General features: G+C 60.9%; 15 protein-coding genes. 1 reads left to right on the forward strand and 14 read right to left on the reverse strand.

Annotated features, from left to right (window positions below; genetic code table 11):
- Positions 1–341 precede the first annotated feature (341 nt).
- The 9 genes from hypE to H559_RS18395 all read right to left on the reverse strand — a co-directional run bounded on the left by hypE (position 342) and on the right by H559_RS18395 (position 13,555).
- Positions 342–1,385, reverse strand: coding sequence for a hydrogenase expression/formation protein HypE (gene hypE, locus H559_RS0101885; protein WP_034639290.1), 1,044 nt, complete (start codon positions 1,383–1,385; stop codon positions 342–344).
- Between the two features lie 169 nt (positions 1,386–1,554).
- The gene (locus H559_RS22510) at positions 1,555–2,376 is read right to left on the reverse strand and encodes a hypothetical protein (protein WP_155845252.1); all 822 of its coding nucleotides are present in this window, start codon (positions 2,374–2,376) and stop codon (positions 1,555–1,557) included.
- 98 nt (positions 2,377–2,474) lie between these two features.
- A complete protein-coding gene (gene hypD, locus H559_RS0101895; protein WP_028451293.1) occupies positions 2,475–3,617 on the reverse strand; it encodes a hydrogenase formation protein HypD in 1,143 nt (380 codons plus the stop codon).
- Between the two features lie 7 nt (positions 3,618–3,624).
- The gene (locus tag H559_RS0101900; RefSeq protein WP_028451294.1) at positions 3,625–3,870 is read right to left on the reverse strand and encodes a HypC/HybG/HupF family hydrogenase formation chaperone; all 246 of its coding nucleotides are present in this window, start codon (positions 3,868–3,870) and stop codon (positions 3,625–3,627) included.
- Between the two features lie 631 nt (positions 3,871–4,501).
- On the reverse strand, positions 4,502–6,802 hold the full coding sequence (gene hypF, locus H559_RS0101905; protein ID WP_028451295.1) for a carbamoyltransferase HypF: 2,301 nt from the start codon (positions 6,800–6,802) through the stop codon (positions 4,502–4,504).
- A gap of 1 nt (position 6,803) precedes the next feature.
- On the reverse strand, positions 6,804–7,652 hold the full coding sequence (gene hypB / locus H559_RS0101910; protein ID WP_028451296.1) for a hydrogenase nickel incorporation protein HypB: 849 nt from the start codon (positions 7,650–7,652) through the stop codon (positions 6,804–6,806).
- A 105-nt stretch (positions 7,653–7,757) separates the two neighbouring features.
- Positions 7,758–8,099: a hydrogenase maturation nickel metallochaperone HypA gene (gene hypA, locus H559_RS0101915; protein ID WP_028451297.1), complete on the reverse strand. Its 342-nt coding sequence runs from the start codon at positions 8,097–8,099 to the stop codon at positions 7,758–7,760.
- 229 nt (positions 8,100–8,328) lie between these two features.
- The gene (locus H559_RS18390; protein ID WP_034639295.1) at positions 8,329–9,660 is read right to left on the reverse strand and encodes a DUF3999 family protein; all 1,332 of its coding nucleotides are present in this window, start codon (positions 9,658–9,660) and stop codon (positions 8,329–8,331) included.
- The gene (locus tag H559_RS18395; protein ID WP_051278812.1) at positions 9,653–13,555 is read right to left on the reverse strand and encodes a DUF2339 domain-containing protein; all 3,903 of its coding nucleotides are present in this window, start codon (positions 13,553–13,555) and stop codon (positions 9,653–9,655) included. The genes H559_RS18390 and H559_RS18395 overlap by 8 nt, the downstream gene beginning before the upstream one ends.
- A gap of 402 nt (positions 13,556–13,957) precedes the next feature.
- Between H559_RS18395 and H559_RS0101930 the strand changes: the two genes are divergently transcribed.
- Positions 13,958–15,502, forward strand: coding sequence for a serine hydrolase domain-containing protein (locus H559_RS0101930; RefSeq protein WP_034639298.1), 1,545 nt, complete (start codon positions 13,958–13,960; stop codon positions 15,500–15,502).
- Between the two features lie 74 nt (positions 15,503–15,576).
- On the opposite strand, the gene sucD is transcribed toward H559_RS0101930, so the two are convergent.
- The 5 genes from sucD to H559_RS0101955 all read right to left on the reverse strand — a co-directional run bounded on the left by sucD (position 15,577) and on the right by H559_RS0101955 (position 23,457).
- On the reverse strand, positions 15,577–16,461 hold the full coding sequence (gene sucD, locus H559_RS0101935) for a succinate--CoA ligase subunit alpha (protein ID WP_028451299.1): 885 nt from the start codon (positions 16,459–16,461) through the stop codon (positions 15,577–15,579).
- A 38-nt stretch (positions 16,462–16,499) separates the two neighbouring features.
- Positions 16,500–17,669: an ADP-forming succinate--CoA ligase subunit beta gene (gene sucC / locus H559_RS0101940; RefSeq protein ID WP_028451300.1), complete on the reverse strand. Its 1,170-nt coding sequence runs from the start codon at positions 17,667–17,669 to the stop codon at positions 16,500–16,502.
- A gap of 108 nt (positions 17,670–17,777) precedes the next feature.
- Positions 17,778–19,211, reverse strand: coding sequence for a dihydrolipoyl dehydrogenase (gene lpdA, locus H559_RS0101945; RefSeq protein ID WP_028451301.1), 1,434 nt, complete (start codon positions 19,209–19,211; stop codon positions 17,778–17,780).
- A 136-nt stretch (positions 19,212–19,347) separates the two neighbouring features.
- Positions 19,348–20,544: a 2-oxoglutarate dehydrogenase complex dihydrolipoyllysine-residue succinyltransferase gene (odhB, locus tag H559_RS0101950; protein ID WP_028451302.1), complete on the reverse strand. Its 1,197-nt coding sequence runs from the start codon at positions 20,542–20,544 to the stop codon at positions 19,348–19,350.
- Positions 20,545–20,649: 105 nt separating this feature from the next.
- Positions 20,650–23,457, reverse strand: a complete 2,808-nt coding sequence (locus H559_RS0101955; RefSeq protein ID WP_028451303.1) for a 2-oxoglutarate dehydrogenase E1 component — start codon at positions 23,455–23,457, stop codon at positions 20,650–20,652.
- Positions 23,458–23,528: the final 71 nt, after the last annotated feature.

The raw sequence follows: 23,528 nt of genomic DNA on the forward strand, positions 1-23,528 counted from the left end.
TTACTTTGCAGATTTTCCGATATATACACGGCAACCCATATAGCCACGGCCATTTACACAGAAAGGCTGCAGAGCAATACCCGAAAGAAGCACCTGATTATGTCTCTATTTCAGAAGCTTTTTCGTCATGCCCGCGAAGACGGGCATCCAGAGCAAAGCTTGATTTCACACCGTCATCTGGATTCCCGCGTACGCGGGAATAACGATTATGAAGCAGAGACATCATCAGGCAGAATCAAGTCTTTCTGGTTTGAGTGAAGCGAAGCCCAACGCTCAAGAGATGCCATATTGGACTTCGCACTCGCTCAACCCATGCCACGCAGTCGAGCTCCTGAATACCCTCAGCAAATCCGCGGCAGCTGCTCGCCGTTGATCCAGTCAACCATGCGGCGCCCACCGAACACCGTTTCCATCTGCACGAAGGCATTCGTGTCCGCGATCACCTCGCCGATGATGGCCGCGTCGGCGCCCAAAGGATGCGCGCGCATCGTGGCCAGCAGGTTTTCGGCATCCTCCGCCGCGCAATAAGCCACCAGCTTGCCCTCGTTCGCCACGTACAGCGGATCCAGCCCGAGCAGCTCGCACGCAGCAGCAACCTGGCTGCGCACCGGAATCGCCTTTTCATGAATGACCATGCCATGGCCGCTGGCCTGGGCGAATTCGTTGAGCACCGCGGCCAGGCCACCGCGGGTCGGGTCGCGAAGTGCATGAATATTTGGAACCGTATCCAGCATCGCCGCCACCAGGCCATTCAATGCCGCCGTGTCGGACTGGATCGTGGTCTCGAAGGTGAGATTTTCGCGTTGCGACATGATCGCCACGCCGTGATCGCCCAGCATACCCGACACCAGTATCTTGTCACCTGCTTTGATATTTGAAGGCTTCAGATCAATACCCTCTGTAACCAAGCCAATGCCGGTGGTGGTGATGAATACCCCGTCGCCCTTGCCGGCCTCCACCACCTTGGTGTCGCCGGTGACGATCGGCACGCCCGCCTCGCGCGCGGCCTGCGCCATGGATTGCACGATGCGCAGCAAATCAGCCAGCGGAAAGCCTTCCTCCAGAATAAAGGCGGCTGACAGATACAGCGGCTTCGCCCCCATCATCGCCACATCGTTGATCGTGCCGTGCACCGAGAGACAGCCGATGTCGCCACCGGCAAAAAACAGCGGCGAGACGACGTGCGAATCGGTCGCCATTACCATGCGGCCCGCCCCCACCGGCAGCGCAAAACACGCGCCATCGCCCTGCTCGGCAAGGATGGGGTTAGTGAAGTGGCGGGCGAACAGCTCGTCGATCAGCTGCGCCATCGCCCGGCCGCCGCTGCCGTGGCTCATGTCGACGCGGCCGTTTTTCAGATCAAGGGGGCGGGTGTAGGTTTTCATGATGGGCCTGCTGGTTTTATTGTTGTAGGGCGTATTCGCCGCGAAGCGGCAATACGCCGGAGGGTTGTAATACGGCGCAATGCCTGCGGCGATTGCACTCTACTTACTACTTGGCACCGTGCATGAGAAAAGTTGCCGCAATTGTGTTGGGTTTCCCGGACGCTGGACCCTACCTACCGTGCTCTTTTCGAAGCTCCACAAATTCATCATCACTGACTTCCTTCTCAGGATAATCAGCACGATCCTCAACACTTAGAGGAATCACACTTACAACTTTGTGCATATATCCCACATTCATGCAATTTGGCAAATAAACAAGCTTAATAAATGGGGCATCTTCCCAATCCTTCCTAATATAAGACTCACCAGGAGAAGGAAGCACCCATGGAAGCGCATTGAAAGATGAAAATTGATTATCAATCACGCCCTCAAGACTGCGAATTGCATCTAATGAAAGTTGACGATCATTGAAATCAACTTCTTCATTAAAATGAATTGCGAAATTTCTCCGATCATTAAGCTCACAAAATAATCGCCTAGCCTCCGGCGTCAACACCCCCCAATCATTTAGAGCATCAATCGCTTGCGGCCAATAATCGAAGGACTCCTTCCGATAAATTTTCTTGTAATTATCGTGACCACAATAGGAATGGCGAAGACCTTTCATTAAGTGATTTAAAATTCTCTCACCAAGCGCACAAGCACCAGTCAAAGCAGGGTAATACTGCCCATGAATAAATGCACTCCTAATTTGAGACAAAAATTTATTATGAAATGAAACAACAGAAAACGGCTTAACCCCTACATCCACAAAATCCTTGAATTTTCTATCGAAAAACTCATCACCATACTGCTTCATTAGTCTAGTGATCATTCCTGCTTCACTTGGATATTCAGAACCTTCAAAAGCCACCCTCCAGTCATCGCGGAATGGCTTCAATAAAATAGCACGACTATCAAAGTCAAAACAGAAAATACGATATCGCTTCATAATCGATAAAAATCCAAAACACATAAAAAATCAGCAATTAGCAAATAGGCACGAATAACCCAGAATATTCGCACGAATATTATTTTTCATCCCTGCAATTACGCTTCATCAACCGGCGCAACAACCTCAACCCTGAACCGCCCATACGTATAGTGCGCCGCGCATGCGCCTTCCGACGATACCATGCACGCGCCGAGCGGGTGATCGGGCGTACAGACCGTGCCGAACACCTTGCAATCCGCCGGGCGCTTGTGGCCACGCAGGATCGCGGCGCATTCGCAGGCCTTGTGGTCGGGCACTTGCGCGTAGCCAACCTGATAACGCACTTCGGCGTCGAACCGGGCGAATTCAGAACGGATTTTCAGCGCGCTGAGTGGCACTTCGCCCAAGCCGCGCCAATCGAAGGTTTCGCGCAATTCGAAGACCTGTTCGCACAGGCCCTGCGCCTTGCGGTTGCCCTCGCGCGTGACTGCGCGGGTGAATTCGTTTTCGACTTCCGCACGGCCGTCGTTGATCTGGCGAATCAGCATCAGGATGGCCTGCATGACGTCGAGCGGCTCGAAGCCGGCGATGACGACGGGTCGTTGATACCGTGCGACAAAGCCTTCGTACTGGCCAGAGCCGATCACGGTGCTGACGTGCGCGGGACCGACGAAGCCGTCAATGGCGACTGCTGCGGGATCGTTCTGGCTTTCCATGATGTGCACCATCGCCGCCGGCGTCAGCACGTGGTTGCACAGCACGCTGAAGTTAGAAAGCTGCAGGCGCTGCGCCTGCAGGATGATCGCGGCGGTGGGGGGCGTGGTGGTCTCAAAACCAATGGCGAAGAACACGACCTCGCGCTGCGGGTTGTCCTGCGCGATGCGCAGCGCGTCGTCACAGGAATACACCATGCGAATGTCGGCGCCCTGCGCCTTGGCCTTCAACAGCGACAGCCCGTTGCTGGCCGGCACGCGCAGCGTGTCGGCATAGGTGCAGAGAATCACGTCGTGCTGCGTCGCCAGTGCAATCGCGCTGTCGATGCGGCCGATCGGCAGCACGCACACCGGACAGCCGGGGCCGTGGATCAGCCGCACGTTACTGGGCAGCAAATCCTGCAGGCCATAGCGTGAAATGGCGTGGGTGTGGCCGCCGCAGAACTCCATCAGCCGGTATTCGCGCGCGGGGTTCACAGCCGCGGCAATCGCTTTCGCCAGCCCGCGGGCCAGCTCGCCATCACGAAATTCGTCGATGTATTTCATGCGATTCTCACTGGTAAGGGGCTGGGTTGGCGGGGTCGATCTTTGCCATCTGCGCGAACAGCGCGAGTGTTTCCTCGGCCTCGACCGGATCGAGCTTGCCGATGGCAAAGCCGACGTGGACGATCAGGTAATCGCCGACGGCGACCTCCTCGACCAGCGCGATGGAAACGTCCTTGTGAACGCCGCCCAGTTCGATACGCGCCCGGTCGCCGTCAAGCAGCTCGGTGACACGCGCGGGGATTGCCAGGCACATGGGGTGTTCCTCTTTATAAATGGTGCTCGTTGCCAGTTGGCAATGGGCTAGGTGTCGGGTTTGCAGCGCCTGCGGCGCGGTGTTTGCATGCCGGGGGTGCCCGGCGGCACGTCAGGGGGCTTGTCTTGCCAAGCCCCCCGACACCCCCAAGGCGCGCCCGCTCCGTCGCCCGCCTGCGGCGGGTCCCCTGCGATGCTCGTTGCATCCAGCGGCGTGCCGCAACTCGCCCCTACGGGGCTCAAACACTCGTCACGCCGAAATCCTGGCTGCAACTCTGCTTCTCGGCGACTGCGAGGGCATTGGCGTGCCAACCACCAGTCGTGACTTGGCAACGATTGAGACATACAAACGTCCGTTAGTACGGAATCGCCCTGAAAGCCGCCGAGAAGCGCAGGTTTTCCGGGATCAGGCGCGGGACGTGTTTGAGGCTCGCAGGGCCGAGTTGTCCCGCGCCCCCGGAAAAGCGAGCATCGCAGGGTAGCCCGAAGGGCCGGCTGACCGGGCTCGCCTTTCTTTGGATACTTTCTTTGGCGAAGCAAAGAAAGTATCCCGTCCGCCGGGCGGAACCGGCATGTAAAACCCCGCGCCGCAGGCGCTATAAACCCTTCCGCCTGAGTAAAGACTGCGCCAGTCATCGCATGCTCCTCTGCGCCACCCACGCCTGCCCCAGCGCCAGCCCCCCATCGCCACACGGCACGGCCTGGCTGGTGAAAAAACGCAAGCCGCGAGCCAGCAGCTTCTCCCGCACGCCACGCAACAGGATCGCGTTGAGGAAACAGCCACCGCCACCGGCCACCGTGCGGATGCCGGTACGTTCGGCTGCCTCTGCCACCCAGTCCGCCAGCGCATCGAGCAGCACAGAATGAAACAGCGCCGCGCCGTGTGCCGGATCGGGGCTATCAGCCAGCACCGCCAGCAGCGGCAGCAGATCCAGCACGCCGTCAGTAATGCGGTACAGGCCAGACACGGTCGCACACACGCCATGCCGCGCGGCCAGCCCTTCCAGCTGCATGGCGGCCTGCGCTTCGAAACTCATCACCGGAGCAACACCCAGCAGCCCGGCGGCGGCATCGAAATAGCGGCCCATGCTGCTGGTGGCCGGCTGCGGGCGGCTCAAAAGCTGATTCAAAAGGCTGGCGGCAGGCTGCGCGGCAAAGCGGCTGGCGATCTCGTCGCCACGCCCAAGTTCCACCAGCACGCTGGCGGCCATCCGCCACGGCTCGCGCGCGGCCTTGTCACCGCCGGGCATGGGCAGCGTGCGCAAATGCCCCAGACGCTGATACTGCGAACCATCGACCAGCAGCAGCTCGCCGCCCCAGGCGGTGCCATCGTCTCCTAAACCGACGCCATCGAGCGCCAGCCCCAGCACCGGTTCGTCGAGCTGATGCTCGGCCAGCACCGCCGCGATGTGCGCGTGATGGTGCTGCACCGCGATGCACGGAATCTGCCATTGATCGGCCAGCTGCAGCGCCAGCTGGCTGCTGTAGAAATCGGGGTGTTTGTCGTGCGCGATGCATTCCGGTTTCACTTGCAGCAGGTGCAGCAGGTGAGTGCTGGCATCCTGCAGCGCCGTGCAGTTGGCGACGCGGTCGAGGTCGCCGAGGTATTGCGACAGATAGGCCTGACTTCCTCTGGTCACGCACAGCGTGTTCTTGAAAAAACCGCCCAGCGCCAGCACTGGCGGCAAAGCATGCGCCAGCGGCACCGCTTGCGGGGTATAGCCACGCGCCCTTCGGATGAATTGGGCTGCATCGTCATACCCGACTCGCAACACACTATCGTCGCAGCGAATCACGATATCGCGGTCGTGCATGAGGAAGGCATCGGCAATGCCGGCCAGCTGCACCAGCGCTTCCGCGTTGCCGGTCACCAGCGGCTCGCCCCTGGCATTGGCGCTGGTCATCACCAGCAACAAATCCTGCGGCTCTGCCAGCCAGTCCGTGCCCGCAGGGCAGCCGGCGGCCTCATGAAACAGCAGAAAATGAATTGGGGTATAGGGCAGCAATACGCCGATTTCAGCAAGCCCCGGCGCGATACCCGGCAAGGCATGCTCAGTCTGCGCGGCTTTTGGCAACAACACGATCGGCCGCGCCGCCGATTCGAGCCAGCGCTGCGCGCCCTCGTGCAGCTGCGCGATGCCGGCGAGCGAGGCGGCATTCGCCGCCATCACCGCCAGCGGTTTTTCCTCGCGGTGCTTGCGTTCCCGCAGGCGGGCAACCGCGTCGGCGTTGCGCGCATCGCACACCAGATGAAAACCACCCAGGCCCTTGATGGCGACGATCTGCCCGGCCTGCAACAACGCCAGCGTCTCGGCAATCGCATCGCCGCCGATTTCGGCACCATTGGCGTCGTGCAGCTGCAGCGCAGGGCCGCAATCCGGGCAGGCGTTCGGCTCGGCGTGAAAGCGCCGGTGCAGCGGATTACGGTACTCCATCAGGCACGGCGCGCACTGGGCAAACGCCGCCATGCTGGTCGAAGCACGGTCATAAGGCAGGTGTCTGACCAGCGTGTAGCGCGGGCCGCAGTCGGTGCAGTTGATAAAGGCATAGCGGTAGCGACGGTTGGCCGGGTCGAACAGTTCAGACAGGCAGGCCGGGCAGACCGCGGAATCCGCACCGATGCTCGCGCTGACGACGGATGCAGCCGTCGCGTCGCTATCGAGAATTTCAAACCCCCAATGCGGCTCGCCTGCTGCCACCATGACCATTTCACAGGCGTCGATGCGCGCCAGCGGCGGTGCCTCGTCCTGCAAGCGCCGGGCAAAGTCCTGCAGGCAGGCCGGATCTCCGTCGATTTCCAGCGTTACGCCCTGCCCGTCGTTGCGCACCCAGCCGGCCACACCCAGCTCGTGCGCCAGCCGATACACAAAAGGCCGAAAGCCAACGCCCTGCACAATGCCACGAACGGTGAGGCGCAGGCGCTGGCGATCCATCTCAGCCCCGCTGCGCTTTGGCACAGCCGGCAGCAAGCCAGGCCAGCCAGTCGTCAAAGCCCTCGCCGCTGCGGGTCGAGAGGCGAATCACCTCCAGCCCCGGGCGCACCTGCCGCGCCATGCGGATGGCGGCATCCACATCAAAATCCAGATAGGGCAGCAGATCGATCTTGCTCAGAATCAGCAGGTCGGCAGCTCGGAACATGTCGGGGTATTTCAGTGGCTTGTCTTCGCCCTCGGTCACCGACAGGATGGCGACCTTGTGCGCCTCGCCCAGATCGAACGCCGCCGGGCAGACCAGATTGCCGACGTTTTCGATCAGCAGCAGGCTGTTGTCCTGCAGCGCATGCTCGGCCCGCAGCGTCGCCAGGGCACCGGCGACCATGTGCGCGTCCAGATGACAGCCCTTGCCCGTATTGATCTGCACCGCCGGCGCGCCGGTGGCGCGGATGCGCTCGGCGTCGTTCGCCGTTTGCTGGTCGCCCTCGACCACCGCCACCGGTGTTTGCCGCGCCCAGCGCTGGATGGTTTCGACCAGCAGCGTGGTTTTGCCCGAGCCAGGGCTGGACACCAGATTCAGCGCGAAAATCCCCTGCTGCGCCAGTTGCCGGCGGTTGACCTCGGCGAGTGCGTCATTGCTGGCGAGGATGTCGTGTTCGAGGCGCAGCGTGCGCTCTGGATCGACTTCAGGTGCATGCACCGCGCCCAGCGGCGCTGCTTCAGCTGCGTGCGCCGCGCCCTGCTCCAGCCGTCGGTAGGCGCCCAGCGGCCCGCTGGCGTGGCGTTTCCTGACCGGCGCAATGCCGTTGATTGTCGTTTCACCGTGACCGCAACCGCAAGTGGTACACATGCTCTGCTCCTTGTGTCTGCCGGCACCCTGTCCGGCAAAGACCAATATCCGGGTATATGCCCAAGGCCATTTATTTTAAAGGGCTAAAGCTGTATACCCATTAGATCACATCACCGCAATATCCAGCACCTGCATTTCATCACCGGCTGTCACCCGCAAGTCGAAGCCGCCGCACTGCGGGCAGGGAAAACCGATGCGCTCCAGTGCCACATCCTGCTTGCAGTCGATGCAGAAGGCCTGGCCCGGCGTGCGCTCCACCAGAAACTCGGCGCCGTCCAGCAGCGTCTGCCTTGCAGCCAGCTCGCAGCAGAATTGCAGCGTGTCAGGATCGACATGGGCGAATGCCCCCACGGCCAGCCGGACTCGCGTGACTCTTGCAGCGGCCGCATTGCGGGCGGCCGTTTCCGCGATGCGGATCACATTTTCGGCAAGGCTGAGCTCGTGCATGGTTTTGCTCCGGCTAAAGCGGCGATCGGGACGACTGCTTACACGCTAGCAGCAATTTGCCGGCATGCGCTTGAGGCAAATCAGGGTACTCACTGTAGTTTGATTCTGGCCAGACTGCATGCAGTCAAACGGGACGATGCGCCTGCGCACTTTGAAGCTGATCACAATGGCAGCAGCGACAAGCCTTCAGCAGACATGAAATGTGTGCAAAGCTGGCTGCGCTCTCTGATCAGCCCCCGTCTTCCGTGCCCTGCCCGACTGCGGGCTCGCGCAGCACCTTCCATGCCATCGCGCCCAGCAGCAGTACGGCCAGCAGCAGGCTGCCCCACAGGCCGGCCTTGCGCCAGCGGTCACTGTCTGGCGGAATCGCACTGGCTGCCGTCGAACTGGCCGCTGCCGGCAAGGGGGCGGCAAGGCTGGCGGAGGCAAGCTGCACCGCCTTGCCATCGAATAGCGCGTCCAGTGTCTGCGGCGCAGCACCAGGCGTTTCACGCCCGCAGGCCAGCAGGAAAGGTGCTTGCCCACGGGCAATGAAGGTGAGCTGTTCAGTTGGCCAGGCAGCCCGCAGCTCGGGCATGCCCTGCCCCAGCCCGCCCTGCTGCGTGTCGACAAGTAGCCGCCAGTAACGCCAGGGCACGCTGCCAAAGCCCTGCAGCGCTACGGATGCCTGCCCGAGCTGGCTCAGCCTGCTGCTGGCAATGGCCTGCCAGGGCATGCTCTCCGACTCGCGGCTGTACCACTGCGCGCCAGCCACCGTATTGGCTTGCGGCAGGCGGATGTCCAGTCGCTCGAAGGGGGCGCGCAAGCCGAGATCGAACAGGTATTCACCGGGCGACGGCCCCGGCCTGGCGCGCTGCCAGCCTGTCCAGTTCAGTGCTGCGGGCGCATCACCGCGCTCACGCCAGCGCAAGGTAGCCGCTTGCAGCCGGAAAGGCTTGTCCAGCCAGTCCAGCCGCAGATAGCGGGCGTGCTGGCCGTCCAGATTCACCGTTGTCTGGCCGGGGCCGCTGGCAAGCTTCAGCAATTCCTGCTGACCACCTGTGCGCCAGACCTGCAGGTCGTCGCTCAGCAGCCACTGCACGCGACCACGGTAATTGGCATCAGCAAGCTGCAGAGTGAGTGTCTGCCATTGGCCGGACGGAATCTGGCTGGCATCCAGCAGCAAGCCAACCGGCTTCTCGGAAACGGTTTTTTGCAGCAGCAAGCGGCCGTCAGCATCCTGTGTCACCTGCTCGGCAGCCAGCGCCGGCACCGCGAAAAATGGAAGTACTTGCTGGTTTTCGCGGTCATTGGCGGACGGCCTGACGACATCTACCGCAAATGGCACAGGTTCGCCAGCGGCATTGAAGACGCGCAGGTCACGCAAACCTTCCTGACGGCTGAAGTCATAGACACTGGCCGGAATGGTGACACGGTACGCCGGCGCCTCGCCCTGCAGCACAATAGGCTGGCGCAGCGCATAGCCGTCGGGCGTGTCTCTGGCTGCTGCGGCTTGCTGCGCCGGAGCAGCCAATACGGCCAGCGGTACCAGCCAGGCCAGGACAACCAGCAAGTTACGCATTGATCTGCTCCTCGCCTTCCGGTGCTTTTCGGGCTGGCGGCAACGGTGCCAGATAGCCGATCAGCAGCAGCAGTACGCCCACGCCGATAAAGCTGATGATGCGGGCAATGCCGGCAACCTTGGAAAGGTCGAACATGAAGAGTTTGGCGACGACCAGCACCAGCAGCAAGCCGCCGGCAATCCAGATCGCGCGGTCGCGCCGTCTGGTAGACAGCACCATCAATACCAGCGCCAGCAGGGTCCAGAACAGGGACAGAGCGGTCTGGACGGTCATCGATTGCATCAGCTCATGCCAGACATACGGTACTCCCGTCCAGTGATGAATGGTACGCAGCAGCACGGCATTCAGCCAGACAAAACCGGTGAGTCCGAAAACCACGCGCAAGGCATTTTCAGAGAGCAACGGAACTCCCTGCCGACGCTGCATCAGCCAGAACCATGCTCCCAGCAGCGCAAGAATGAAAGCCTGCAGCAGATCTAGCGGGTTCAGAAGCGGTACCACCGCCATGCGCCCGCCGGAATCCGCCACATTGGCATGGAAAGTCCACAGCCAGAGCACCAGCAGCAAACCGCCCGCAACCGGCAGGAGTCGCAACTCGCGCCCGCGCCACGCCAGCCACATGCCGAAAGCAGCAGCTAGTGCCCACAGCAGGACAAAGAGCTGCTGCACACCCAGCGAGCGGGCGATACCCAGCAGGGAATATTCCACCTGCCAGCCGCCATGCGCCGCGCGCAGCAGCGCGGCGTTGAGCAGCAGGAACACCGCCGCGCAGCCACCGTACAGCAGCCAGTCCGGCTTGCTGGGCAGCGCCTCGCCGCGCGTGCGGCGCTGCTGCCACCAGAGATAAACCGCGCCAATGGCGGCGAGCTGTGCCAGCTCCAGCAGATTGAAGAAGGGAATATAGCTGAACGACAGCAGCTGGCCATCGCTGAGGTTCGCCAGCAGGGCCCAGACTGCCATCATCGCCAGCACGGCAGCAGAAACCTGTTGCACGACCAGGCGTGCCGCTTCGTTGCGCAAGCGGCCGGGCAGCAGTACCACGACCGCCGACCAGAACAGCACCAGCACGGCCTGCACCTTCAGCGAAATCAGCAGCGTGTCCAGGCCATAATCCAGGCCATCCCAGTGATGGAACAGGCGCAGGATATCGCTGCTCAGCCAGGGCAAGAGACTGGCGCACAGCAGCCAGGCCGGCAGTTGCGCCGGCACAGTCCAGAGTTGCTCACGCCCCAGCATGCGCAACCAGACCAGCACGGACAGCAGCGTCAGCCCCACGGCGACATCAAGCGGATTGAGGACGGGAAGATAAGCCAGCGGCGCAGGATCACCATTGCTGGTGAGTGCAAAAGCGAACCACAGCGCCTGTGCCAGCAGCAGCGGCAAGGGGGCAAGCAGCAGATAGGCATTGCGATGCAGTTGCACCGGCCAGGCCCATCTCGGAGCCAGCAATGATACAAGCAGCAGTATCAGGCCACAACCCAATGGGATTGATGTATAGAGCCAGATACCCTCAGGAATGTACTGCAGCAATTGCCAGCCGGCTTCCCGCACCAGCAAGGCGCTCAGGCTCCAGACCAGCAGCAGATGCAACGCCGCGCCGCCCTGCAGACCATTCTCGTGGCGCCTGAGCACCAGCCAACCAGCCGCATATGCCAGCGGCAGCACCAGCCAGCCCCAGTGAGCAAACGGATGCGCTGGCACACTCAGCAGGTAGAAGGCCCAGGCGGCCAGCACCACAGGCAGGGCCAGTGCAGGCCAGCGCAGGTCTTCCCAGACAAGCCGCCTTGCGAGTGCGCCAGCCATGACCAGGCTCAGCGTGGTAAAGAGGAGGTAGAGCGACGACAGGCTGGCAGGCCCGGCAAGGCGATGAATTTCATACAGGCCGGCGGCAAACCACCAGATGCCACCCAGCGCGGCAAAGCACATGGCGAGCGGCCGGCACGCAGCCAGCCATTGGCACGCGGCATCGCGCTGCAACAGGAAGCCGGTCGAGAGCGCCGACAGGGCCAGCAGCAGGAAAGCCATGCAGGCACCATTGAAAAACGCGACGGCATCGCCAGCGGCCGGTGTCCAGTGCATCGCCACGGCGCCCGCCGCCAGCAGCTGCAACACCAGTGCGAACCCGAGAGCCAGCTTGCGCTGCTGGCGCAGGCTGATCCAGACGATGGCAGCCCCTTCCACCGCCCACATCGCTGCCGTAGTCTGGCCGTCAAAGGCCAGCGGAATGGCGAGAGTCGCAAAAATCACTCCCAATGCGAGAAAGGATTCGGCCAGCAGATTCAGGCGCAGCCGGTATGTGCGCTTCAGCCAGAACGTCAGTGCCAGATACAAAGCGCCGAGCACGACCGCGCCCCACGCCAGGCCGAAGGGTACACCCTGCATCAGTTTCGCCAGCAGACCAAAGCCCACCAGCGGCGTACCGAATACCAGCGTGCCATCGACATAGTCACGCACCTTCAGCTCGCGGTGCAGGGCATACAGGATGGCAATCACCAGATAGAAGGCGAAGAATAGTGCGAGGAAAGGCAGCGTAGATGCACGCAGTGCAGGCTCGTATTTCAGCACGCCCCACAGGGTGGCGACGCCGAAGGTAAACGCAAAGCCCAGCACATTGAGCGGACGCCATGACTTGAACCACGCCATGCCGAAAATGCCGGCATTCAGCAGCGCGTAATAGCTGAACAGCGTCACGTGGCTGCCACCGCCCGTGCTGGTCAGCAAAGGCGCAAGGAAACCGCCGGTAATCCCCATCACGGCGAGTGAGCGGGCATCCTGCCGGATGGCCAGCAAGGCAGACAGCACGGCAAGGATGACCAGAAAGGCCAGTACCACCCCGGCCGGCAGCAGGTTGAAGAGCTTTAGCGTCACAAAGGCGGTGATGTAGAGCATGCCCACCCCGCCCCCTTGCAGGATCAGCCCGTAGCCACGCCGCTTCTCGCGCAGCCGCCAGCCGGTCACGAGCAGGCCGCATGCCCCCAGCGCCACGCCGGCCAGCCGCAGTTCGATCGGCAGCAGATTGCTGTCGGCGGCATATTTCAGCAGGAAAGCCACGCCGAAGAAGAGGATCAGAATCCCGACCCGCACCACGGTATTGCCACCCAGCAGCCAGTCACGGGCATAGTTCCAGGCTTTCTGGAAAAGATCGGGCCCCTCGGGAATCTGCTCTTGCGGCACTTCCGGTACGAACGCCGGAGCAGACTCTGACCGCAGTGGCTGGATGGCTTCCGCCACAGCGTCCTGCGCGGCTTCCGGAGTGCCGGCGCGGTCTGTCACCGTGACAGGCTCCGCGCGGGCCGGGGTCGATGCATCACCTGGCGCACTCGCAGGCAGCTCCTGCATCACAGGCTGCGTTTCGGTCACCGGCAATAGCTGCATTTCAGCTGGCTGAGCCAATTCGAGCGCTGCGGGCTGCGTGTTTGCTGGCACTGCGGCTGGCAAATCGGGCAAGGGCGGCAATTCAATTGCGGCTGCTTGCCGTTGCTCTGGCTCGGCAGCCGCTGCAACGGGGGCAACAGGCAAGGCAGCCGGCGCAATGTCAAGCGGTGGCAATGTCAGCTCTGCCGCAGCAGCGACGGGGCGTTCATCAAGCCGCTGCCGCAGCAGCGCCACCTCATCCTCGAGCTGCGCGACCCGCTGGGCCAGTGCATCGAATTTGGTCATGCCCGCTGCGGATGGCGCAGCCGGGCGGTGTACCTCACGAGCCCTCGCAGTCGATTCCGGCATGGCCGGGCCGCCTTGCGGCGCTGCGCCCTCTTTCTGCCCGTCGTCCTTAGCAGCAGGCCACAGAAACAGGCTGACCACATAGGCGCAGAACGCCAGTGCCAGCCCGCCCCCCACACCCGAACTGAGCGCCCCGACCACGAACATGATTACTGCAAGCAACAAGCCGCGCATACCATTCACCAGCAACAACAATCGGCAGAGTGTAACGATCTTCGTCAGATCAACCAACGCAAAAAGAAATCTGATGTAAGGATGGCCACATGAATATCAGTATTTGATTGTCGAACACACAGGGCAAAGCAGCATGCCACCCTGCCCGGCCAGCGTTGACAGGCTGCAATACCCTGCACAGTACCAGGCCCTAACCATTTCATGCAGCAGACCACAAGCCCATACATAAGGCAGTGCCCTGCAGCAACGCTGAACAAGCGGTACTGCTAACAAGACAGCAATTAAGATCAAATAACGTCTGTTCTGTTAGGGCCTAATGTGCACACTCGGGGTTCTCGGCATTAAGCTGTCACCTGGGAGGCAAGCTCCCGTTTTCTGATAATCACTGCACGGATACCAGATATGCCATCTCCACGCCATTTCATCCGGTTCTGTCTCGGACTTGCCATCCTGCTGCTGGGGATCGCCCACGCAAGTCCATTGCCACGCGCAACGCCAGAAAGTGCAGGACTGGATTCGGCAAAACTGAGCAGCATGCTCGACTACCTGCGCACACAAGGATTTGAAACCGAAAGCGTGCTCCTGGCCCGACATGGCAAACTGGTGCTGGATGCCTATTACGCACCGTTTCGGCCGGGAATGCCACATCAGGTGAATTCGGTGGCCAAGAGCGTCACCGCCACCCTCGTCGGGCAAGCCATCAGCGATGGCCGGCTGAACCTCACCGATACGGTTGGTGAAATTCTGCCCCAGTACCGCGATTTGCCGGCAGCCAAGATCACCGTTGAAGAACTGCTGCAGATGAAATCCGGCATGATCTGGAATGACTTTGTCGGTCGTGATCGTTCATCCAGCTGGGAAAAAATCATGCAGCATGAGGACTGGATTGGCGAATTCCTGCGCCAGCCCATTGACCCCGAACAGATCGGAACCTTCAACTACAACAGTGTCGGTTCAGCACTCCTGGCGGCGATGACCGAAAAAGCGGTGGGACGCCCATTGCTGGAGTATGCGCAGGAAAGGCTGTTTGGCCCTTTGGGAATCGACAACTTCCGCTGGCTTACTACAACGGGTGGGCAGATTAACGGTGGCCGCGGGCTATACATCACCCCTGCAGACATGCTGCGTTTTGGCGAGCTGTTCCGGCAAAACGGTCAATGGCAGGGACAAGAGATTGTTCCTGCGGCATGGGCAAGCGCAGCAACCCAACCTGTCCTGCCGGTTCAGGCCAATACGGAAAACCCGTATTACTACGGCTACCACTGGTGGGTGTTCAAGGATCGCCAGTGGTTTGCAGCCAGAGGCTGGGGTGGGCAATACATCGTCGTATATCCCGCCGAAGACATGACGCTGGTTGTAACATCGCGCCGGCCTGATGGTGAACGGAATTCGACCGAAATCGATTTTACCGCCCTGCGCGAATATTTCATCACACCCGCCACCAGCAGCCTGCCAGCCAATCCCGCTGCCTTCGCCAAATTGCAGGCCAAGGCAGCCAATTGGGGCGAAACAATCGCCGTGAAAAACCAGCGCTCGCCACTGGAAAAGCGACTCAACGGACGAACCATTGAAATTGGCAGTGACTTCTGGTTTTCCCGTCTGGAAATGAAATTTAAAGGCAATGAGCTCATGCTCGGGGTAACAACCCGGGATGTGGGCAATCGGCCCTTGTACCAGCAGAGCGAACCAACCTGGCAACAGGTCGCGGGCCTGGACGGGCAATGGCGCGACACACCTCGACCGCCGGTAAAAAACCAGATCGTGCAAAGCGGCCCGGAATCACTGATCAGCTCGCGCGCGCAATGGCTTGACCAGAAGACACTGCTGCTGGAAACCCTGTGGCTGGACGAAAGCTGGGCATACAGGATCAAGCTGAATTTTGACGGTAACAAAGTTCGGCTGGAACAGCTTGGTGGCGTTGAGGTGGCAACAGGCACTTTACGCTAAGGATTATTCAGCGGAGCAAACAACAACGCCACCTTGCGGTGGCGTCGTTGTTACTGCCGGGCGGATGAAACCGCTCAGATCATGCCCTTGCTCTTCAGCAGTTCGAACATGGTCTTGCCGATTTCGGCCGGGCTGCGGGTGTAGGCGATGCCAGCCTTCTCGAAGGCCTTGAACTTCTCTTCGGCCGTGCCCTTGCCGCCGGAGATGATCGCACCGGCGTGGCCCATGCGCTTGCCCTTCGGAGCGGTGACACCAGCGATGTAGCCAACCACCGGCTTGGTTACGTAGGACTTGGCGAATTCGGCCGCTTCTTCTTCGGCCGAGCCGCCGATTTCACCGATCATCACGATGGCGTCGGTATCCGGATCGTCCTGGAACAGCTTCAGGGCATCGATGTGGCTGGTGCCCGGGATCGGGTCGCCGCCAATACCGATACACGTGGACTGGCCCAGACCCAGCGCGGTGGTTTGCGCTACGGCTTCATAGGTCAGGGTGCCGGAACGGCTAACGATGCCGATGCGGCCCGGGTTGTGAATGTGCCACGGCATGATGCCGATCTTGCACTCGCCCGGGGTGATGATGCCGGGGCAGTTCGGGCCGATCAGGCGGATGCCGGCTTCGTCGACAGCCTTCTTCACGTACAGCATGTCGATGGTCGGCACGCCCTCAGTGATGCAGACAATCAGCTTCACACCGGATTCAACCGCTTCCAGGATGGAATCCTTGGCGAAGGCTGCCGGTACGTAGATCACGGAAGCGTCAGCTTGGGTCTGGCGAACAGCGTCCTTCATGGTGTTGAACACCGGCAGGCCGAGGTGCTCGGAACCGCCCTTGCCCGGAGTCACGCCACCGACCACCTTGGTGCCGACCTTCAGCGCCTGTTCGGCGTGGAAGGTACCGTTCTTGCCGGTGAAACCTTGCACCAGCACTTTCGTATCTTTGTTGACCAATACGCTCATTTCGATTTCCTTTCGAATTCTGACTGTGGTGCTGGTGATTACAGGGCGGCAACGGCAGCGACGATCTTCTCGGCGGCGTCGTTGAGGCCTTGGGCGGAAGTCAGCTTCAGACCGGATTCATCCAGGATCTTGGCACCGAGTTCGGCGTTGTTGCCTTCCAGACGAACGACAACCGGAACAGTCACGTTCACTTCCTTCACGGCAGCGATGATTGCTTCAGCGATCATGTCGCAACGCACGATGCCGCCGAAGATGTTGATCAGCACACCCTTGACCGAGGAATCGGCCAGGATCAGCTTGAACGCTTCGATCACGCGATCCTTGGTGGCGCCGCCGCCCACATCCAGGAAGTTGGCCGGCTGGCCGCCTTTCAGCTTGATGATGTCCATGGTGGCCATCGCCAGACCGGCGCCGTTCACCATGCAGCCGATGTTGCCTTCCAGTGCCACGTAGTTCAGCTCGTGCTCGGAAGCCTTCACTTCGCGCTCGTTCTCTTGGCTCTTGTCGCGTTGCGCCAGCAGCTCCGGATGACGGAACAGCGCGTTGGAATCGAGGTTGATCTTGCCATCCACGCAGGCCAGTTCACCGTTCTCGCGCAGGGCCAGCGGGTTGACTTCGAACAGGGCGAAATCGTTTTCGACGAAGGCCTGGTAAGAACCCAGCATCAGCTTGGAGAACGCGTTGATCTGGCTGCCGCTCAGACCGAGCGCAAACGCGGCATCACGTGCCTGGAAGGGCTGCATGCCCACCAGCGGATTCACTTCGATCTTGATGATCTTTTCCGGAGTTTCTTCGGCAACCTTTTCGATTTCCACGCCACCTTCGGTGGACACCATGAACACCACGCGCTGCGAACCGCGATCCACCACGGCGCCCAGATACAGCTCGCGCTGTACCGGATACATGTCTTCGCACACCAGTACGCTGTTGACCGGCTGACCAGCGGCGTCGGTCTGGTAGGTCACCAGATTGGTGCCGATCAGGCGCTGGGCTTCTGCGGCGGCTTCTTCGCGGCTCTTCACCACTTTCACGCCACCGGCCTTGCCACGGCCACCGGCATGCACCTGGGCCTTGACGACGGCAAACTTGCCGCCCAGCTGGTCGTAAGCGGCAGCAGCCTCTTCGGCGTTGTTTGCCAGAATGCCTTTTTGTACCGGCAGACCGTATTTGGCCAGCAGTTCCTTGGCTTGGTACTCGTGCAGATTCATCTCTGTGTTCCCTTTGTAAGGAGAGGGTTGTCCGGCAGGCCAGCGCTCACTGGTCCTGCCATGTTCATGCAAGCTCCGGGCGGGCCAGATGCCCTGCCCGCGCCACGATTACGAATGCAGGCCACGCTTGTCGCAACCGAGGGCCGCTTCGTGCAGCGCCTCAGAAAGCGACGGGTGAGCGTGGATGATGCGGGCGATGTCTTCCGACGACGCATTGAATTCCATTGCCACGACGGCTTCGGAAATCAGCTCGGAAGCAAACGGGCCAATGATGTGCACACCGAGGATGCGGTCGGTCTTGGCGCAGGCCAGCATCTTCACGAAACCGCCAACTTCACCGAGACCGAGTGCGCGGCCGTTCGGGCTGAACGGAAACTGGCCTTTCTTGTATTCAACACCGGCGGCCTTCAGCGCCTGCTCGGTCTTGCCGACCCAGGCCATTTCCGGGCTGGTGTAGATCACCCACGGCACGACATTGAAATCGATGTGCGGGTGCTGACCGGCGATGCGCTCGGCAACCGCCACGCCCTCTTCCGACGCCTTGTGCGCCAGCATCGGGCCGCGCACCACGTCACCCACCGCCCAGATGTTGGGCAAGGATGTGCGGCACTCGTCGTCGACGATCACGAAACCGCGCTCGTCCAGCGGCAGGCCGACCGATTCGGCGGCCAGATTCCAGGTGTTCGGCTGACGACCAATCGCGACGATCACCTTGTCGAAGGTTTCCTTGTGTTCCTTGCCCTCAGAGTCGGCGTACTCGATGGTCACGTCTTTCTTGTTGGGCTGAACCTTGGCGATCTTCACGCCGCAGCTGATCTTCAGGCCCAGATCGCGGGTGAAAATGCGGTTGGCTTCGCGAGCAACGGCTTCGTCAGCGGCGAGCAGGAAGCCCGGCGCGCCTTCAAGGATAGTCACGTCCGAACCCAGGCGTTTCCACACCGAGCCCATTTCGAGGCCGATGACGCCGGCGCCGATCACGCCGAGCTTCTTCGGTACTTCCGGGATCGCCAGTGCGCCTTCGTTGTCAAGAATCAGCTTGTTGTCGGTCGGCACGCCCGGGAACTGGCGCGGCGTGGAGCCGGTGGCGATGATGACATGCGTCGTGGCAACGGTTTCCACCTTGTCACCGTCGGCCACTTCGACCAGCCACTTGCCGTCGGCCTGGCCGACGATCTTGCCATGGCCGTGCAGGCTGGCGACCTTGTTCTTCTTGAACAGGTAGCCGATGCCCTGGGTGAGCTTGGTGACGATGCCGTCCTTGCGCTCGAGCATTTTCTTCACGTCAAACTTGGCGCCGGAGACGGAAATGCCGTGCGCTTCGAATTTGTGCTCGATGCGTTCCCAGTTTTCCGACGACTCCAGCAGCGCCTTGGACGGAATGCAGCCGACGTTCAGGCAGGTGCCGCCGAGGCTGGCTTCACCGGCCTTGTTCTTGAATTCGTCAACGCAGGCGGTGTTGAAACCAAGCTGAGCGGCGCGAATGGCTGCCACATAACCGCCGGGGCCGGCGCCGATTACTACCACATCAAATTGTTGCGTCATGATGCTGTCCTTTTGCACCCCGGCAATATACGTAGCCGGATATGCACGTGTATCTATTATTTTTCAATGGCTACAGGGCTATACCCCATAACACCGGCCAGCCGGCACGAGCAAGCCGCACCGGCTGCAGGCCGTATTACAGATCGAGAATCAGGCGGGCCGGATCTTCGATGGCATCCTTGATGGCCACCAGGCTCAGCACGGCTTCGCGGCCGTCGATGATGCGGTGATCGTAGGATTGCGCCAGATACATCATCGGGCGAACGACAACCTGGCCGTTTTCCACCACGGCACGTTCCTTGGTGGCGTGCATGCCGAGAATCGCGGATTGCGGCGGGTTGATGATCGGGGTGGACATCATCGAGCCGAAGGTGCCGCCATTGGAGATGGTGTAGGTACCACCGGTCAGTTCTTCCACGCCCAGCTTGCCTTCCTGCGCACGCTTGCCGAAATCGGCGATGGTCTTTTCGATGTCGGCCAGACTCAGCTTGTCGGCATCACGGATGATCGGCACCACCAGACCGCGCGGGCTGCCAACGGCCACGCCGATGTCGAAATAGCCGTGGTAAACGATGTCGTTACCGTCAACGGATGCGTTCACGATCGGGTACTTTTTCAGCGCGGCAACGGCGGCCTTCACGAAGAAGCCCATGAAGCCCAGCTTCACGCCGTGTTCCTTCTCGAACTTGTCCTTGTACTTGTTGCGCAGGTCCATCACCGGCTTCATGTTGACTTCGTTGAAGGTGGTGAGGATGGCATTGGTCGACTGCGACTGCAGCAGGCGCTCGGCCACGCGCTGGCGCAGGCGGCTCATCGGCACGCGCTGCTCCGGGCGCTCGCCCGGGATGATGATGGCCGGTGCGGCAGCCGGTGCAGCGGCTGCGGGCTTCGCGAGGTGATTCTGCACGTCTTCCTTCAGCACGCGACCGCCACGGCCGGTACCTTCAACGTCGGCGACATTGATGCCAGCATCGGCAGCCAGCTTCTTGGCGGCAGGCATGGCGTGACCACCAGTCACACCGGCAGCCGGGGCGGACACCGCAGCGGGGGCAGCAGCAGGTGCCGCTGCGGCCGAAGCGCTGGCAGCGGCAGTAGCCGCGGTATCGATCTTGGCAATGATCTGCTGGCTGGTCACGGTTGCGCCGTCAGCCTGCACCAGTTCGACCAGTACGCCGGCTTGCGGTGCCGGAATTTCAAGGACGACCTTGTCGGTTTCGATATCGATCAGGTTTTCATCGCGGGCAACGGCCTCGCCCACTTTTTTCTTCCAGCTGATCAGGGTTGCCTCAGAAACAGACTCCGGCAGCTGCGGTACTTTGACTTCAACGATCATGGTTACGACTCCATAGTGTTCTTGGGTTCCGGCTTATCGGGCCGGTTTGCCTTGCGGCTGGCTCAAACGCAGAACGCGGCCCCCTCTGGCGGGGGCCGCACCGGATTACAAGGTCATTGCTTCATCAACGAAGGCCTTGAGCTGGGCATTGTGCTTGCTCATGTAGCCAACTGCCGGCGAAGCGGAAGACGGACGACCGGCAAAGGCCAGGGTCTGCTTCGCCTGCAGTACGCCTTCGAGGCGATGGCGGATCTGGTACCAGGCGCCCTGGTTCTTCGGCTCTTCCTGCACCCACATGATTTCGCGGGCATTCGGGTATTTCGCCAGTTCGGCCTGCAGCTCTTCGGTCGGGAAGGGATACAGCTGTTCGATGCGGACGATCGCAATATCCTTGATCTCGCGCTCCTTGCGGGCATTGTACAGGTCGTAATACACCTGCCCCGAGCAGCAGATGACGCGCTTGGCCTTCTTCAGATCAGCCGTGCCATCATCAGCGATGACGGTGCGGAACTCGCCATTGCTGAAGTGTTCGATCGGGCTCATCGAGTCCTTGTAGCGCAGCAGCTTCTTCGACATGATGATGATCAGCGGCTTGCGATACGGGCGCAGCATCTGGCGACGCAGTGCGTGGAACATCTGCGCGGATTCGGACAGCATCAGTACCTGGACATTGTGCTCGGCACACATCTGCAGATAGCGCTCGACACGAGCGGAGGAATGCTCCGGCCCCTGGCCGTCGTAGCCGTGCGGCAGCATCATGGTCAGACCGGACAGGCGGCCCCACTTGGTTTCGCCGGAGGTGATGAACTGGTCGATCACCACTTGCGCGCCGTTGGCAAAGTCACCGAACTGGGCTTCCCAGATCACCAGCTCGTCCGGAGCCGACGAGGAGTAGCCATACTCGAAGGCCAGTACGGCTTCTTCGTTCAGGATCGAGTCGATCACCAGGAAATGCGCCTGGTTGTCACTGATGTTCTGCAGCGGGATATAGGTGCCCTGATCCCACTTTTCGCGGTTCTGATCGTGCAGCACGGCATGGCGATGGCTGAACGTGCCACGGCCGGAATCTTCACCGGAAATGCGGATCGGGAAGCCTTCGGTCAGCAGCGTGGAATAAGCGAAATGCTCGGCCGTACCCCAGTTCACCGGCAGATTGCCCTTGGCCATTTCGAGACGGTCTTTCAGTTCCTTCTCGACCGTGGTGCGCAGCTTGAAATCCTGCGGATAGGCGGTGAATTTCTCGGCCAGGCGCAGCAAATCGGCCTGGGCAATCGCGGTATTGACCGGATGGCGCCAGTGCGTGCCCATGTACTTGGACCAGTCAACGGCGTAGGAGCGCTTGTAGTCGGTCAGCGTGGTCTGCTCTACATGTTCGCCGCGATCCAGCGCCGCGCGGTAAGCGTCGATCATCGCATTGGCATCGGCTTCAGTAATCACGCCTTCATTGACCAGACGCTCGACATACTTCTTGCGGGCACCGGGGTGCGCAGCAATCTTCTTGTACATCATCGGCTGGGTCACGAAGGGATCATCCGCCTCGTTGTGACCGTGCTTGCGATAGCAGACGAGGTCGATCACCACGTCCTTGTGGAACTTCTGGCGATAGGCCAGTGCAGCCTCGGTCACCAGGCACACGGCTTCCGGGTCGTCGCCGTTCACATGGAAGATCGGGGCTTCGACCATCTTGGCGATATCGGTACAGAACAGGGTCGACCGGTTGTCGCGCACGTCGGACGTGGTGAAACCGACCTGGTTGTTGATCACCAGATGGAAGGTGCCACCCGTACCGTAACCGCGGGTCTGCGACAGGTTGAACGTGCCCTGGTTGGTGCCCAGGCCGATGAAGGCCGAATCGCCATGGATCAGTACCGGCAGAACTTGATCACCATTCACATCCTTGCGGCGGTGCTGGCGGGCACGGGTCGAGCCTTCGACCACCGGATTCACGATTTCAAGGTGCGAGGGGTTGAACGCCAGCGTCAGGTGCATCGGGCCACCTGGTGTCGGGATGTCCGAGCTGAAACCCATGTGGTATTTCACATCGCCCGAGGGCAGCTGGGTGCTGTAGCGGCCTTCAAATTCACCGAACAGATCGCGCGGCTGCTTGCCGAGGATATTCACCAGCATGTTCAGACGACCGCGGTGGGCCATGCCGATGACCATTTCCTGCACGCCGAGCTTGCCGGCGGCCTGAACCAGATAATCCATCGCCGGAATCATGCTGTCGCCGCCTTCGAGCGAGAAGCGCTTCTGGCCAACGTACTTCTTGTGCAGGTATTGCTCCAGCGTTTCGGCTGCGGTGACCTGCTTGAGAATGCGCAGCTTTTGCTCGCGGCTGAAATCCGGCGTGGAACGGCGGGATTCGAAGAACGCCATGCACCATGCACGCTCGTCGGCGTTGGTGACATGCATGTACTCCAGGCCGATATTGCCGGTATAGGTCTGTTTCAGAAAGCCCAGGACTTCGCTGACTGTCGCACGCGGCATGCTGTCGATATTGGTGCCGAGGCTCGACGCCATATCGCTGTCCGTGAAGCCATAGGTTTTCGGATCAAGCGCCGGCAGCGGAGTTTTGTCCATGCGCTGCAGCGGATCAAGGTTCGCCGCACGGCTGCCCATGATGCGGTAGGCAGAAATCATGCGCAGCAGATCGACCTGCTTGCGGGTCGCCGCTTCGTCAACGGCGACTGCCGGACGATGCGGCTGCCTGGCCAGCTGGCGGAAGGACTCTTCGATCGGTGCACGCGGTATGTCGCGATCATTGCCACCTGCAGTCTGCTGCAGCTGGTCGAAATAGCCGCGCCATTCATCGGCGACCGAAGTCGGGTCGGACAGGTACTGTTCGTAGAGCTCTTCCACAAACGGGGCATTGCCACCGAACAGATGTGAATTGGTCGTGAGTTCTCTCATCATTGCCGTGGTAAATCCTGTTTTATATGCCGGGCAAGCTGCAAGCTGATGCCCTTTCCGGTCAATGCAATGAC

The organism is Chitinilyticum aquatile DSM 21506 (assembly GCF_000430805.1).
Taxonomy (GTDB): Bacteria; Pseudomonadota; Gammaproteobacteria; order Burkholderiales; family Chitinibacteraceae; genus Chitinilyticum; species Chitinilyticum aquatile.